Here is a 16,121-nt window from a genome sequence, read left to right as displayed (position 1 = left end):
CAATCAGTGGAATGGACGGCGTGCGACTCGGGCGCCGAGGGAGAGATAGTCTCGGTCGACGATATCTCCACGCCGACCTGCACCCGCCTCGACCCTGCGCCATAAAACCCGCATCGTCAAAACGCCCCGCTGACGGACCCGCGCCGCGCTAAAAAAACTGGCTTGTGCAAATCCGTGCTAGCGACTAGATTTATTTCGGATTCCTATCACGGGGTCTTTGGAATCCGCAGTCCTCGCGTGTCACGTCTGGCCTGATCCACGGGATGGGTTGAATCGTGCTCGGCCATATGGCCGGCGCGCGCCGTCCTTTGTATGCAATCCTTACTTGATAATCGGCGACCGATATGTTTGCGCCATAAGCAGCATCGGCCCGGGAATGGGACGTCTCTCATCGGGCGTTCGAACGCATCGATCATTCTCCGGCAGTAGTCACTCAAACCGCAGACTGGCGACCGGTTGCTCGCGCGACCGTCGTCGGTCGGGAATTGTTTCGTCCTGACTTCTCGTTCGATCCGGGGTATCGAGTGCCGGTCGAAGGGCGAGCCGGTCGATGATGAATCGTCGGAGCCTGCAATGACGAATTCGAACCAGATGGCCAGCAGCAATCCGGGAGGATCCGGCGCGGATCCGCGCACGTTTAGGATCGCGTTGATCGCCGTCAGGAGCGGCACGGGATCACCCGTATCGGGATCGAACAGTATCCCTCAGGCGATCGTCGTCGGAGAGGTAACGTATCCGGGGACGCCTACGGTCACCGAGTGGCGTTATCGAGTGTTTCCGCTGGCCGAGCTGGAGGCTTTACTCGCCAGACGGCAGCGTGGTCTGGATGTGCCGCATCCGCTGGATGATCTCGACAAGCTCGATCCGCTGCTGACGGTGAATTGCTACGATCAGTTCGGCCCAGGCGCGCTTCTGGTCATGACCAAAGAGGAGCGCGACGACTTCTACGCGCCCAACGACCTGTCGGCGGCTTTGCGGGAATCGCTGTCGAAGATGGTCAAGGTTCCGGGGACGACGACGGAGCCGGCCGTATCGCTGACGAACTTTGCGGTTCCGTTTCGCGATATCGTCAGGATTGCTTTCTACGATGCAGACAGTCAACCGGATCAACCGGATCAGCCCGACGATACCGGTCCGGCTGCTCAGCAGATGCAACGCGATCAGCCGGCTTCGGATGGACCGCTGTTGATGCTGGACACGTGCCGCTACGTCGATTCGTCCGTGAATGCGCCGCCCGGCGATCCCGTCACCGATCCCATCCCTCAGGCGCCGTTTGGCTCACGGCTGATCGTAGTCACCGATCCGATGCAGGTGGCAACCGACGGACAGATGGCCGGCGATCCGACCACCGCCCGAGGCAAGATTCGCGCGTTTGCGGTTTTGGCGCAGGTGCGGCTGCCGCTGAACGGACACGCGAAGAGGAATGCCGAGACGCGCGGTATGTTCCGCTTCTATGCGGTCAGATCCGACACGACAGCGTCCATGTTCGCCGCGCCCACCGACGCAGGCAGCGCGGACGACGGCTACGCCGACAGCTACGGGCCGTGGTTCGAAAGCATGCGAGTCGGCTTTACGACGACCACGTGGGATGCGTCCTCGCCGAAATCGTCGCGGCAATGGTCGAAGACCATCCGGGGATGGCTCGGGCGACTCAGCCGTCCGAACGCACGCGCGCGGGACTACCTGCCTGCCGGATCATTGGACGCATGGCTCAGGCAGCATGACACGAGCGTCGCAAGTCCGGTCTTCTCGCCCTTGCTCGACAGGCTCGGTTATGTGATGCAGCTCGATCACATGTCACGCGAACTGGGTTTTCGCTTCGTCAGGCGGCGGCGCGTCGGCAGCCGAACGGTCAGCCTCGCGCTGCGCTTCGAGGCCGCGTATTCCATCGGACGGGGATTTGCGCTCGATTTTCTGCCCGACAACGCCGCGTGGCCGAACAATGTGTGGCTGCTGTTTGCGCAGGAACAGCCGGTCGACGCAATCAACTGGCGTTTGTCGCCCGCGTCCGGCATCCGCTGGATTCTGACGGCGCGCCCCAAGGACGATGGCCAGAAATCGATCACCGCAGCGGTTCTGAAGATCATACGCGATCGGGTTGAGGCGCTTTACGCCGGCCTGCGCCAGGCGCGCGACGCCACGCCCATCTCAATGCTGCCGATCCTCGCGGACGCGAACAAGGGCGCGACGTTTCTGTGGCACTTCGTCGGCAATCTGATCGACCGCGCGCCGTACGACAGGCACATCGCCGGGACGACGATCGACGCGAAGTTTCGTGTGCTGGAGCCGCGCTTCATCGCCGATATGTGGCGCAGCCATCTCGCCCCACCGCCCGACGGCAAGACATCGTCCACACGTGAAGCGCTGCTGTCTTTCGCGGCGAAAGCGGCGTTCCCGCGGCTCACGCTGACGAGCGCCGTCACGCTCGGTTACGACGCGCTGCTCAGTGCCCCGCGATTCGCCGATGCGGTTCAAAAGAAGCCATCGGGCTGCACGGACTGGCCGTGCTTTCAGCCGGCGATCAGCGAACGCGAGCCGGATCAGGCGGTGTCGGGAATCATCGTCGGGGTGCAGTTGTCGGCGAGCGACAAGGCGATGCGCTGGACGCGAATCGGCGCGCTGGAGATCGGCTTCGCGCCATTCGGCGTCGCAAGCGCCAACGATCCGACGACGAACATCGACCAGTTGGGCGTGCTGCGTTATCTCTATCTGTCGAGCGGCGAAGTCAGCTCGGGCATCGACGCGCTCCTGAAACTACAGGTGAGCCGGGTGCGGCCCGCGGGACAAGACGACTTACCTGACGACGCGCGCATCACCACCGACGAGCGCGTACGCGATGCCCTGCCGGATCTAGGCGCGGACCCGGACGCGCCGCTGCTGTTTCCGCTCGATGCGCCGCTCGCGCCGGAACGCGTCAACTGGACCTTGCACGCGGCCGAGACGGTCACGCGGCATCGCAATCAGACGCTGCAGTTGTCGCTCAAGACCATCAGTAAGCACGATGCCGACAGCCCGGCGCCGCCCGACACGGCTTCCGACGCGGCACTGCTGGTGATCGATCCTGCGCCGTTTCGCGTCGCGCTCGTCCGAAGCCCGGATCTTTCGGCGGCGCAGACGAGCGAGGCGTACGAGGTGGCAGTCTGGAACGCGGCCGGCGAGAACGGATTGTCGTGGCGGGTCGTCAACGACGCCGATACCATCAGCCTGCTCCTGCCGCCGCAGGTCATCGGCGAAGCGATGGAAAAGAATCGAAACGATGCGAGCGGCGGCGGACCGCCCGATATCGCGGAAGGCGTGCCGGCCGCGGCGCGCATTGGCTCGGCCACGCGGCTCGATGTCGATCCTTCGTATTTCGACGTGCGCTACGCCGAGCCCGGATGGAATCTTCGGCGGCTCATGGGTTACGCGGGCCAGCGCGCGCCGGGCGTCGGTCTGCGCGACATGCGACTGGAGCTGATGTACGGCATCGTCACGCGCATCCGGCCATCGGCGCCGGGTTTGCGGCTGGCGGAAATCGGCGCGGCGATCGGCGCACCCGCCGACGGTCTCGCCAACGACAGTCCGAACGTGAAGACCTATGCGCGGGACTTCAACGCGCTCCTGCGCGCCGAGCGCCGTCGTCTCGCAGTCGACCGGCTGTGGAAGGACAACGCGCTCGATGATCTCACCATCGAAAAGGATGTGAGCTTCCGCCTGCGCACCAAGGCCAGCTCCGGACCGCTCACGCCATTCCGCTGGCCGATTCCGGGAGGCGTGCCGCCGGATCTCGACGCCGGGCTGGCCTCGACCTTCAGCGCATTGACCGACGACAACGAGAGTTTTCCTGGCGGCGTGCCGTGGGCCTTCGAAAGCGCGAACATTCTGCGCAGCGTCTACGCCAAGACCGATGCGGGCGGCGGCCGCGTGCAGGGCGTCCACCTGTCGGCGCTCGGTGGCTGGGCGCATCAGCGCGGACTGTGGGACCTGAATCGCAGCGCGATCGAAACCGAAACCGCGATGGGGCGCGTGCATCGTTACGCGCTTGAGCGGATCGGGCGGATCGGTGCGCTGTGGAACCGCGCCAAGCACGTTATCGTCTTCGAGCGGTCCGTCGTGCCTGCGGCGCAGTTCTATAACACCGGTCCGATCGGCCGCCAGCAGGATCAACTGCGCGGCCGGCCCGTGCTGCGCAAGGTCGAGGAATACGTCGAGCTGCTGGAACCCGTGCGCCGATATCCGGAAAAGGGCAACGCGATCGAGGCGGCAGGCTGTCTGACGGGCGTGGAGTTCATCAGCCGCAAGATCCGCGTCGACAGCAGATGGGGCGGCGATGTGCGCGCGGAAGGCTGGGAGGTTCCGCTGTGGAACAAGGCGTTCGACCACTTACCCGACCGGCCCGACGATCCCGACGATCCGACGTTCATCTACCCGAAGCCGCAGATTCGGCTGATCGTCATGGGCGAGAACAAGGCGGAGAAAGCGCTCGAGATCGCCGAACCCGAGAAGCTCTTTTTCTACAGCTCGGTCACGCCGGGCGAGACTGGCGACGACACCGACACGTGGCATGCGGTTCGCGAAGTCGATTTCGTCGACCTGCCGATTCCGTGCAGCGCCAACTCCACGTGCACGTCGGGCGATCTCAACGACACCGATTTGCCCGCCGAGCGCGCATGCGTGGCCGGATACGACAGGCTGACGATCGGTTTGACGCCATCGAACGAGCTGGTTTCCGTCACCCATGGCCGGCAGGACAAGGGGCCGGTCGCGCTGCTGAGCAATGTGACGATCGGCCGCGCGGCGCCCGTGCCGGCGTCCGGCTCGGGCGATTCGCAGGCGCGCGCCGGCCGGCAGCTGGGCAGCGGCCTGGCGCAGGTGACCGTCGATGCGCGCGTGCAGTTCGATCGCGTCGTCGGGTCCATGCGCACTGCGTTCAATGCGCTGACCGCGCTCCCCCCGAATCCCGATCCCGCGACGGTCGCCGCGTGGAGGTCAGATGCGACGAACCACGTCAACGCCGAACTCGACCGCATTTTCGGGGCGGGCGGCGTGCCGAAGGCGTTGGACGACGCCACGCACATCCTCGACGGCGTGGCGGCGCTCGACGCGGCAGCGCCGTGCGCGGCCATCGAAAAGCGCCTGACTACGCAGTTCGACATGCAGCGGGATCGCGCGCTGAAGACGGTCGATGACGCCGTCAGTCAGTTCTACAAGCAGCTGGTCGATCCGCTGCAAGCCGTCGTCGTCGCGCTGGACCGCGCGGCCGAGCAGAAGCCGGACGAAATCGGCAAAGCGGTGCAGGATGCGCTCAGGCGCGCCGTCGGCGGACCGAAGACCGCCATCGATCGGGCACACGCCGCCGCTCTATCCGTGCTCGCTCAGGTCCAGGCCGATCTGAACGGCATCGATTCGGCCCGAAACCGGCTTGCGGACGATATCGGGGACGCCATGCGCAACGCCGTGGCCACCATCCGGCAACATGTGGTCGCGCTGCCCGACGCGGCGGCGGCGCCGCTGAGCGACCTGCAACACGCGTTTCAACAGCGGGCGGACGAAGCCAACGAGACGATAGCCGCGCTGGATGCGATGGCCTCGCGCTCCGGCTTCCCGCCCGACGCTGTGCGGCTGGTGGTGGTCATCGACGGCGCGTTGTCGAGGCTCGTCGCGCTGAACGGGGCCGTGAAGGCGGCCACCGGTGCGATTTCGGCTGACCTGAGCCAGCGCGTCGGCGCCTTCCGGGCGGAATTCGACCAGATGGCGGGGCAGATGATCGCGCGGCTCGATCTTGCGACCAGCCAGTCGCAGAGCTTGCTCGACAGCGTCACGAAACCGTTCAGCGATTTCCGGTCCGACGCGGCCAGCTACATCCAGGCGCTATACGACGCGCTGAACGGCAAACTGACGGATCTCGCCAACTATGCCAACACCATCCAGCTCGCAGCCGGCGATGCGCTGGTCTCGGCGATCAGGGGTGCGCACAAGACAGCGGGCGACGCGAGGACGATGGCCCACACGGAATGGGCGAAACTCGCGGCCGCGATCGGCGGCGCCGAAGACCGCTTCAAGGCGGCGATCCACGAGCCCATCAAGGCGGTGATCGAGAGGCTCACGGTCAGTTGCGAGACGATCGAAGGCTTCGTGTCGAAGTCGGTCAGCGACGGCAAGCAGGCGATCAAAGACATCGCCGATATCGTGAACTACCAGAAGAGGCTCAAGGAGACCATCGGCAATGCCATCGGCGCGGTGGTCGACGGCGGTGCGGAGCAACTCGCAAATCTTCAGCGCGCCGTCGATGAACAGGTCACGGCCATCTCGCAGACAGTCAACGACCGCATCAGCCGGTTCGCAGGTTCCGTGCAGGACGCCGTCCGCGATGCAATCGGCTGCGATCCGCAGGAAGCCGCGGGCGAGATTACGCGCATCTACAGCCAGGGATCGGACACGCTGCGGCTGTTCCGCGCGCTCGGCGATCCGCCAAAGACGGATCAGCTCAGCTTCAACCGCCCGGAAGTCGCCTACGTGTTTCAGGAGGCGAACAAGATCGTCGATATGACGCCGGCGATCGCGCTGGTCAACCGTGTTGCTGATACGGCGGCGGCGCTCGGCGCGGCGGCAGGAGCAACGGATCAGGCGCTGAAGTCGCTGGGCATTCGCCTGCCAGCATCGGGTATCGGCGATCAGCTGGTGCCCGATGCGCTGAAAGACCTCGATGTGTCGAAGCTCTTTCCCGACTTCTCGGGCATCAAGCTCGACGGCCTCTTTAAGAATCTGCCGTTTCCTGATCTGTCGGATAGCGAAGCAGTCAAGGTGCGCCACGGCTTCGACCGCGCGGAGCTGACCGCGTGGATCGAGGCGGACATCGACGTGCCCTTTTCCGATCCCGCGCCGCTGCTCGATTTCGGGCCGGTGCAGATCATGATCGACGATGCGCGCTTCACGGCGTCGGCGCGGCTCGCAGAAGGGCGCCAAGGCACGCAGAAGTCGATGCACGGCAAGCTCGCGGGCGACTGGCGACTCGTCTGCGCCGGTCAGACGCTGGTCACGTTCCGGCAGACGGGGCTGTTCTTCGACGAGTCGGGCAAGATCGATTTCAACATTCAGCCTAACCGCGTGGAACTCGCCGAGACGCTCGAATTTCTGACCAATCTCGTCGAAACGAGCGGGCAGGAGGGTGACTTCGAGATCGTGCCGTATATGTCCGGCGGCGTGCCCAGCGGCGTGGCGGCGCGTCTGGACATGGTGTTGCCGCCGTTACAGACCGGCGTGTTCGGCATTTCCGACTTGTCCCTGCACGTGTTGTTCGGCGTAGCGGCACTGCCCGAGTTCGAAATCCTCACAGAGCTCGGCATCGGCGCGAAGCTCGCGCCGTTCACGTTCAACATCTGGGTTCTCAACGGCGGCGGCTTTCTCACCTCGCGGCTGTCTTTCCTGCCGATGGCGCGCCCATCGCCCGTTCTCGCATTCACGTTCGAGGCGGGCATCGTGGCGGGTGTCGGGATGGGCTTCACCTTTGGCGTGGTGTCGGGCGGCGTGTGGGTGCAGGTTGGCTGCTCGGTCGCGCTGACGTGGACGACCGGCCCCGGCGGGTCGACCACAGCGGTGTCGGTGTTTCTGCTGGTGCGCGGCTGTGTCGATGTCCTGGGCCTGATCACCGTGGGCATCTCGCTGCTGCTGCAGGTCACCTATGACGGCGATCGGATGATCGCGTCCGGGATGCTGACCATGAAGGTGAAGATCAGCATGTTCTATTCGGTATCGGCAAACGAGCACGTCGAATACACGTTCCTCGGCCAGAAGAAGGAACAGGCTCAGGACACTTCCTACTCTAATTCGTACGCGTGACCGCCATGACACGTTCGCTCCAGATCAATGTGCAGATCGACTGGCTGCCCGATATCGCGGACAACGGTCAGGCCGGGACGACGACCGTGCAGAGATACGTGGGCGTGCGCGTGAGTGCGTCCGTCACGCCGGTCGGTGGCGATCGGGCGAAGCCGGATGACGTGTCCTACCTGCTGCCGTGGCGCTGGAAGACGCCGGGCGGCGGCGCATGGGATCCAAGCCTCCCTACTTCCTGGAGGGCCTGGCCGATCCAGCCCGCACACGACAACGTGGCCGCGAGCGTGGGCACGAGCGTGGAGCTCACGCCGTGTCGCCGAAGCGACGCCAACGTGCCGCCGAAGTTCGCGCAACGCCGCGAGCAGGTGGTCGGTTCGATGATCAAGCCGCCGTCGCCGCAGCCGTTCGATCCCGCCAGTCTCGAGACATCGGACGGGAACGCATCGGTTCCGACGCTGTTCGGCTTCGTCGAAAGCATGACGACGATGCCCGCACCCTTGCCCGAAGCGAATGCAGTGTGGACCTGTCTCAAGTTGCCGCCGAACGCCAGCGCGACGGATTACGTCATCGTGCCGGTCTTCGGTGTGGCGGGCACGGACCCGAACGTGGACCTCGGCAAGTACGACGCCGATCCCGGCAAACCACCGGCGCTGAACAACGGCAACTGGACGTACGAGTATCAGCCGGTCCCGGATGACGGCACGTTGCTCAAGGCGACTGCGCTCGTGAAACGCATCGAGTCTGCACCCGAGTTGGGCGACCGCATCATTCTCGAAAAGGATTTTCTGGTCGGCGGCGCATCGACGTGGGCTGGTGTCATCGACGAGGACTGGATGGCGGCGCTGCCGCACAGGATTGCGAAGATTCTCGACCCGGCGCAGCGGCTGGCGGAAGGACTAGAGCAGATCATCGCCGAAATCAGGCAGGACCCGTTCGGACCACAGGCAATGCTGCTGAAGTCGCCCGACAACCGCAAGCTGCTCCGCAGTGCGCTGGCCGTCGTGCACTGGCGCATGCTCTCGCATTCCGCGCAATCGACGACGGGCGTGTTTCCGCTTGCAGTCGGCATCGCGCGGTCGCGTCCGGCGGCGGACAATTTCAGCTTCCTGTTGCTGTCGAGCGCTCGCGAGGTGCGGCTCGCCACGGCCACGGAATTCGATCCCGCCACGTTTCAGGTCTGGTCCGACGACCGCGTCACAGGATTGCTGGGCCTGCCGCGCGATACGACCGTGTCCGACCCGGCGACCGTCAGTCGCGTGGACACGTCCGAAAGCGTGCGCGACTGGCTGCTCGCGTACTGGTCCGCAAAGGTCGATGCGCTGCCGCTCGGCGCCGCAGCAACGCCCTTGCTCCATTTGTCGGCCGTGCAGTGGAACGTCGCCGACAAAAAAATCGAACGGGACGATAGCGGGTTGCTCGGCCTGCTCGACATGAGCACGCTGGCCGGCGACGCGACCGCGTCGATGGCCTTCGATCTGAGCGTGGACGCCGCCGACGCCGGCGCGAAACTGCACGTCGCGTTGAAGTTCGGCGATGCCGCCGTGACCGACGCCGAGTTGTCCGCCGACATTCCGAAAGGCCCGTCGGCGGTGACGCTGACCATCACGCGGAATCTTCCGGGCACGCCATCGACATTTGCAATGACGATTGGCGGCGCCGGAATTCCTCCGGTCGAACTTCCAAACGATCCGGCGCTGCAGCGCGCCGCGCATCTGGAACTCGCGATCACGAGCAATGCGGCGCTGGCTCCGGCCGTGACCGCGTCATTCGCCGGAATCGCCGATGGCATCATCAAGCGTCTGCTGGATAATGTCTCCGGCCAGACGCTTCGCGATCAGGCGGCGCTAGTGTATGCGGCGCCGTTCATTCCCTTCATCGTGGCCGGCCGTCTGCCGGACGGAAGCGACGCGAAGCGCGCGCAAGGCAAATTCGAGACGCGGCTGCAGAAGATCGCCGCGACGCTCGGTCCTTGGGCGCAGAACCGCATCAACGCGGAATGCGACGCGGCGCTTCAGACGATCCGGCAGCCGGGCGCGGCGACGCCGATCGACACCTTGTTCACGGACGCCGCCGCACGCGCCGTCAAAAACGCCACGACCGCCGCCCTCGCGCTGGCCGCCGCCGACATGCCCTGCGCCGAAGGCTACGGCGTCAGCGTGAAGGCCGTGCCGATCGTGTTTCCGATCGATCAGCCGCAGCCGATCGAAGGCCAGCAGGACCTGTGGCATATGTTCTCGGGAATGGGCGTGCTCGCCGCGCGTTCGGACAACTCGATCGACTGGCCCGATCAACCGTGGTTCAGTCTCAACGTCGCCGAATTGCACGTGCTGGACCAGGACCATTCCGTCATCGATTTCGATGGCGGCTCGACGCTGGTTCAGAAAAAGCCGTTCGATCCGGTCGCGGTTCAGGTGAGTGAAGTCGGCGGCGTGCGTGGGGGGTGCATCACGTACGACAACCGCACGCTGATCGGCACGATGGCGCACGATCCCGCGCATGTTCAGCCGGATAGGCCTTCCGCGCCGCGCCGCATGGAGGCCTACGCCTTTCCGCATGCGCGCGAAGGCGAGCAGGCGGGGCGAGGCCGCGTGAAGCTGCCGGCGCTGTGTTTCGGCAAGCGCTATTTCTTCCTGCCTTATGTGATCGGTCACGGCGGGTCTCTACCGATATGCCTGCGCGATTCATCGGACCCGTCGATCGCGACGAAGATGCGCGGCGATGGTGGTCGGATCGAGCTTTCGGCGAACGAACTGCCGGGCGGCGCGCAGCAGGCCGACGACCTCGTGCGCCGCGTCGACTATCTGCGCACGACGCCCGTCAGCGCGCCGAGGCTCGACGATCCGTTAAAGACCGCGATTCTGCCCGGCGTTCCCGAAGGCGTGTTTCCGCTGGCGGCCGAGTTGCCGATTCTGCCCGCGCCTATCACACTGCAGGCGGGCGAGACGATCATCTTCTATCGCAACAAGGAAGCGACGCAGGGCACCCTCGAATTCACCTGGGCGGATGCGTCGAGCCGCGCGCTGCAAATCGATATCGGCGGGTTGCCGGACGGATCGGTCGGTGCCGATGGCCGTGCGCTGCCCGCGCGGCCGGAGATCCATCTGTCGATCGTCGGCTCGACTACCGAAGACATGCCGATCGCTTTCGACGATGTCAAACTTACGAGCGCAGACTGGCCGACGGATACGTCGCTCGGTTTGCGTGTGACGATCGGCGCGAACGGCGTCGCGCTGCTCAAGGAGCAGACGCCGAAGCCGGATGGCTTCGTCGAATGTCCTGGGATCTTTACTTTCGCGCGGCAGATCAACGGCCGAGCGGTCGATCTGTCGAAGTGGCGCGTTTTCTGGATCGCACTGACGAATCCGCCCGGTGTCCACGGCGGAGACGCATTTCTTATGCCGCCGCTCGCATCGCTCGGGCGCGCGCAGCTGGACGGCACCGGCGCCTATCAGATCACCGAGCCGATGCTCGTTGCGCCGGACGAGATCGCACATCGCAAGCGCGTCATCCATGTGCTTGATGGCATCGGCAAACGCAGATCGTCGGATCCGGACATGAGGTTCCCGTTGCGCCGTCCCGCCGTGGAATTCGCGACCTATGAACGCTGGATCAACTGGACGATGGACCAGGTAGGCAATGCGCTGAATCAGGCGCACGATCAACTGGTCCTGAAAACGCCCACGCGCGAGTCCGATCTCTCGCTCGACGATCCGGCCGTCGAGCGGCTCGTCGTCGAGTGCGTCCAGTTGTTTCCGGTGCGGCGCTCGCTCGGACGCCGGTTCGTCGATGGCACCGACTGGTCGGGAGACCGTGCCTGGCAGAATCCGTTTCGCCAGTCGGTGAGCGACCCGTCGCGGCACGTCGATTTCTCGGTGAACGTCGCGACGAACGCTGGCCTTATGCCCGAGACCGGCAGCACGGCAAGCTCGGTCAACGTCGCGGCGGGTGGCGTCTACGAGTTGCGCTTCTACGGCGCGGTCCCGGAAGCGAAACAGAGCTTCGCGGACAAGTTGCCGAAGGAACGATTCGGCAAGGGCGCGTGGGAAGGGCTGCTGCGCTTCAAGGATCATCGGCTGGGCGCGGCGCTGACGCTGACCGTCGAAGTGTCCACGGACACGATGCCCGTCTTCGGCACGGATGCGTCGTCGGATCCGCTGCATATCGAACGTGTTCTCAGCCCCAGTTTCGCGGATGCAGCCAATGTGCGGCTGGCGCTTTCGTATGTGAATGGCGTGGACCGCGATGGCCGCCTGCTGAACTACGTGCCGATGCGCTACGTCAGTCACGTCGCGCTGCTGAACCAGCGATGGGGCTGGCGCGGCCGGCCCCTGCCGCCGGTGCCTGAAAGCGTGAACAGCATCATGACGACGGCCGCGCAGGAAAAGAACGTCGAGACGAAGAACTTCGAAAACGTGGCATTTGTCGATCGGCGCGATGACGACATCGGCGTGATCGACGAGACGCGGCTTCATCTGGCGCATCTGTTGCCAAGGAGTATCCAGCAAGCCATTCGGCCGATTCCGCCAGCGCAGCGGACCGCGTCCGATGACTTTCGTCCGTCGCTATTCATCAAGGATCTCAAATATCGCGGCGGTGCGAACTGGTGGCGTTTCGCGTTGCGCGCGACCAGCCGCTACGCCGCGATGCGCCCCGCGCTCAACCTGACACGCTACACGCACCGGTCGCGGGCATCGTCGGAAGCTACGTGGCACTCGCTTCTCATCGGTGATCGCGAAACCGGCCGCGTGCCGAAGCGTCCCGGCCTGATGCTCGTCTTGCCGCTGACGGAACGGCTGATGCCCGACGCGTCGGTGCCGCCTTTGCTCGCGATCTTCTCGGAACCTATGTTCGCGAATTTCAACATCGGCGATGGCGTGGAAGTCGCGCTCGACTACGCGCGTCATTCACTGCCGGACGTGCCCGCTTTCTCGGCCGATGCCGCCCAGCTCGCGCGCGCACACGAGAAGGCGAAGGCGCTAACGCAGGCGGAGATGGCGTACGCACGTGCGCCGAACGACCCGGACGTGCAACTCGCGTTGCGTCGGGCGCGTGCCGATGCCTCCCTTACCGCGCTGTCGCGCGCGGAAGTGGTCGCCCGTGAAGACGAGGCGCGCGCGAAAGTGATACTCGACAGTGCGACAAACGAATACGAGCGGGTCAAGTCGAATCCGGCTTCTCCCGAGAAGCAGAAGATCGTCGAAGCCCGCGATCAGGCGAATCTCGCTTACATGGCTGCGCAGAAGCAGCGCGAGCACGCGAACCAGGCGAGCGACGCGGCAAGCATCGCCCACGATCAGGCGGTGGCCAACCAGACCGACACCTCGAAGTCGACGTTCGTCGGTCCAGCCGATATCCAGCGCTTTTGGCCGGAGATCGGCCCGGACCCGGTGCTCACCGGCGAAGGGCACAGCGGGGTGCCGGTGCCGCTTCGTCTCGATGGTCCGCTCGGCTACACCTTCGACCGCGAAACCGAAGCGCCCCGCTTCGGACGATCCGGCTTCGTGGTGACGCCGGTGCCGCAGGATTTGGACTTGCCGGAGGCATCGGAGATCGAACCGTGGACGCTCGCGCGGCTCAGGTTCCGGCGTGTCGAATCAATCGAAACGTCTTGCCGCGAGATCCGCCCGATCGCCGGCCAGAAAATGCTGTTGCGCTCGAAGACCGAGGACGCTGCCGCGTTTCCGCCCGGCGTGCATGAAGGCCTCGTCATCGATTTCGGTAAGGTCGAGGCCGCGAGCGTGTTCGCGAAGGTGCAGGTCGAGAAAGGTGCGCTTGCGGCCCCCGCGTGGACGACGCGATTCATCCAGACGACGCTCGATCTCCTGCCCGAAAGCCTGTCTATTTCGCTCGATACCGACCTCGGCCCCGCGGGAACCTTCTCCACGAAGATGACGCCGTCCGGCGTCGCGCAGTTTCGCTTGGTGCTCTCGCAACGCGATCCGCCCGAGGCGAGCACCGATGCCTACGAGCCGATTCTCGATGTATCGGTCCGGTTGCTGATCGACGACGGTCTCGAAAGCGCCGCGACGCGCTCGCAAGCGGGCGCGTGGCTCACGGTGGCATGCCTGCCGCTGCTCGCTGGCGGCAAGACTTTCCGGCCGAACGATCCGGTCTACGTCACCGTCGATTCGGCGCCGCCACAGGGCGGCAGCGCGCAAAACGCACTGGCAAGCGGCGATGCAGGACCGCGCGTCGTCGGCGTCAGGCTGACATCGTTTACGGCTTCGATGTGGTCACAATTCACGCAGGATGTTTCGCTGTTCGAAGTGACCCTGCCGGGCGGACCAGTGCGGCGCGCGTGTCCGGTCACGGCGCTCAGCGTCGTCGTGGACGCCGGCACGCATTTGCCGTCGATCAGGCTGCGCAAGGAACTCGATGCCGTCGCGCCCGTGCAGTCCGTGCGCTGGCTTCCCGCCCACGCCGGCTCGCAATTGGCGGGCGAGGTGGCGCTCATCGTCACGGCGTTCGTGCGCGATGCCTTCGATCGTACGCGCGAGGCGCCAGTCGCAATCTATCGCATCCTCGATGGACAAGGGACACAGGCGCATGGCGTCGAACTCATCTGGAATGCCGGTGGCAAGGACGACCCCGTCGTGCTCGACAAGCCGGGCCGTGTGCGGCTGCTGACGTTGATGCGCTGGCAGAAAAGAGCATCGGATACGGGCGCGGCGCCGCTGACCGACGCGCCATCGCTCAAGGAGTATTTCGGGGCCTTCGATGAAATCGGCATGGAAGCCGACGATGCGCGGGGAAGAATCCTCGGCGTATCCCGGCCCATCGACTTTAACTAGGCGTGTGACGCGGCGCGCTTTATCGCGCGATCTCTTGTCTGCATTTCGGGAGCAGGGAACATGGTGAATCCTCAAGCGACTGCGGAATGTGCACGTATCCTCTGGTTCTTGACCCGCGACTGGAAGACGACGGACGGCGACGCTTCGGCGTTGCAGTCGGCCCGAAACGCGCTGGCGCACACGATTCTCAGCCTGAACGGGGCGGGCTTTCTGAAGCCTGGACCGACAGACGTTCCGGCGAACCCGGAAGCCGACGCCGCGTGGCAAAGTTGTGCGAAGGCGGCGACCAGCGAGCCAGCGCCGGATGAAACGAACGGCTCCTTCGGCAACTACGTCCTCTTCTGGACGAGCGATCCCAAGAATTCCGGCGTCATCGGCGACAGGGCGGGACTGGGGCTGAACTGGCCGTTCGCGACGGGGTCGCACATGGCGCTCGTGACCGCCCCGTTTCTGGACGGGACAAGCAGCACGCCCAAACGCCTGTTCTTCTTCGACGAACTCGATCCATCCGCAGCCTTGACGGACGCCGATCTGAGTGTTGGACTCTGGCCGAAACAGGCGCCGTCCGGCGCGCCGGTGCCGAAGCCGAACCCGCTCGCGCTGTCGCCTGGGCCGGACACCACGGTATCGAGACGAAAAAGAACGTATGCCGCGCTATTGTTTGTGCTGTGGTTAGCCGTGTTCGTTGCGAGCGCGTTCTGGTTCTGGTTCATCGCCTACTGGGCGAAGACGGCGCAGCCGTTCGGCAAAACCTCGAGTTTTTTCTGGAACATGCTGAAAACCAATGACACCCATTTTTCGCTGCTCATACCGTTCACCATCGTGTTGACGTCCATCGCGGCTCTGATCGCTGCCGCCGGGCTCGCGAGAAAGGGCCAGTGGTTCGGAGCGTTGATCGACGAACGCTACCGATTCAGCCTGTCGCAGACACAGCAAGTGTCGTGGACGGTTCTGCTCATAGGCTCGCTCGCCGTCATGGGATGGTTCAACGCCACTTGGGGTGTCGACATCGAAAATCTCTTCCCGACCATGCAGCCCGAGCTTTGGGCCGCGCTCGGCATCAATCTCGCGCTGACTCCGCTCATCAGCGACACGATCCTGAGCATCAAGGATGATCAGGCCACGAAGGAGGAACAGAATCCGCAAAGCACGCCGCCGGCTTCGCTCGTGACGCCAGCGTTGCTGGATAAGAAGCACCGGCCCGACAACGCCAGTTGGGTCGATCTCGTGAGCGGCGAGACCGAGGGCACGCAAGATCAGATTGACGTCAGCCGCCTTCAACATCTGATTATCAGCGGCATTCTGCTCTCGGGCTATTGCCTTGAAGTCGTGAAGCTCGTCGTAAGTCTGCCGGTTGGCTTAAACACGGGTGGCACAACGCCTCCTCCTTTCGCGGCGCTGCCCGAAGTCGGCAAGACCTTTATCTGGCTGCTCGTATTCAGTCATGCCGGATACCTCGTCTTCAAGGCACGCAAAAAAGAGGGAAACCAGGCGAACGCGCCGACCGGCAAGTGA

3 protein-coding genes are annotated in these 16,121 nt (G+C 64.6%); all 3 read left to right on the top strand.

Features of this window, described 5'->3' with window-relative positions; all coding sequences use genetic code 11:
- Positions 1-573: 573 nt before the first annotated feature.
- From SB753_RS22520 to SB753_RS22510, 3 genes are read left to right on the top strand one after another with little or no spacing between them, the layout of a single operon-like run.
- The gene (locus SB753_RS22520; RefSeq protein WP_410801900.1) at positions 574-7,818 is read left to right on the top strand and encodes a hypothetical protein; all 7,245 of its coding nucleotides are present in this window, start codon (positions 574-576) and stop codon (positions 7,816-7,818) included.
- A 5-nt stretch (positions 7,819-7,823) separates the two neighbouring features.
- Positions 7,824-14,606, top strand: a complete 6,783-nt coding sequence (locus SB753_RS22515) for a hypothetical protein (protein ID WP_410801898.1) — start codon at positions 7,824-7,826, stop codon at positions 14,604-14,606.
- Between the two features lie 60 nt (positions 14,607-14,666).
- Positions 14,667-16,121, top strand: coding sequence for a hypothetical protein (locus SB753_RS22510; RefSeq protein WP_410801896.1), 1,455 nt, complete (start codon positions 14,667-14,669; stop codon positions 16,119-16,121).

The sequence above is a fragment of the Paraburkholderia sp. SIMBA_053 genome (assembly GCF_046534895.1).
Classification (GTDB): domain Bacteria; phylum Pseudomonadota; class Gammaproteobacteria; order Burkholderiales; family Burkholderiaceae; genus Paraburkholderia; species Paraburkholderia caledonica.
The sequence above is the reverse complement of the archived record's forward strand: the minus strand, read 5'-3'. Positions and strand labels throughout refer to the sequence as shown.

Coding starts and splice junctions, on each gene's coding strand:
- SB753_RS22515 (WP_410801898.1), top strand. CDS start 7,824: ATGACACGTTCGCTCCAGATCAATGTGCAGATCGACTGGCTGCCCGAT.
- SB753_RS22520 (WP_410801900.1), top strand. CDS start 574: ATGACGAATTCGAACCAGATGGCCAGCAGCAATCCGGGAGGATCCGGC.
- SB753_RS22510 (WP_410801896.1), top strand. CDS start 14,667: ATGGTGAATCCTCAAGCGACTGCGGAATGTGCACGTATCCTCTGGTTC.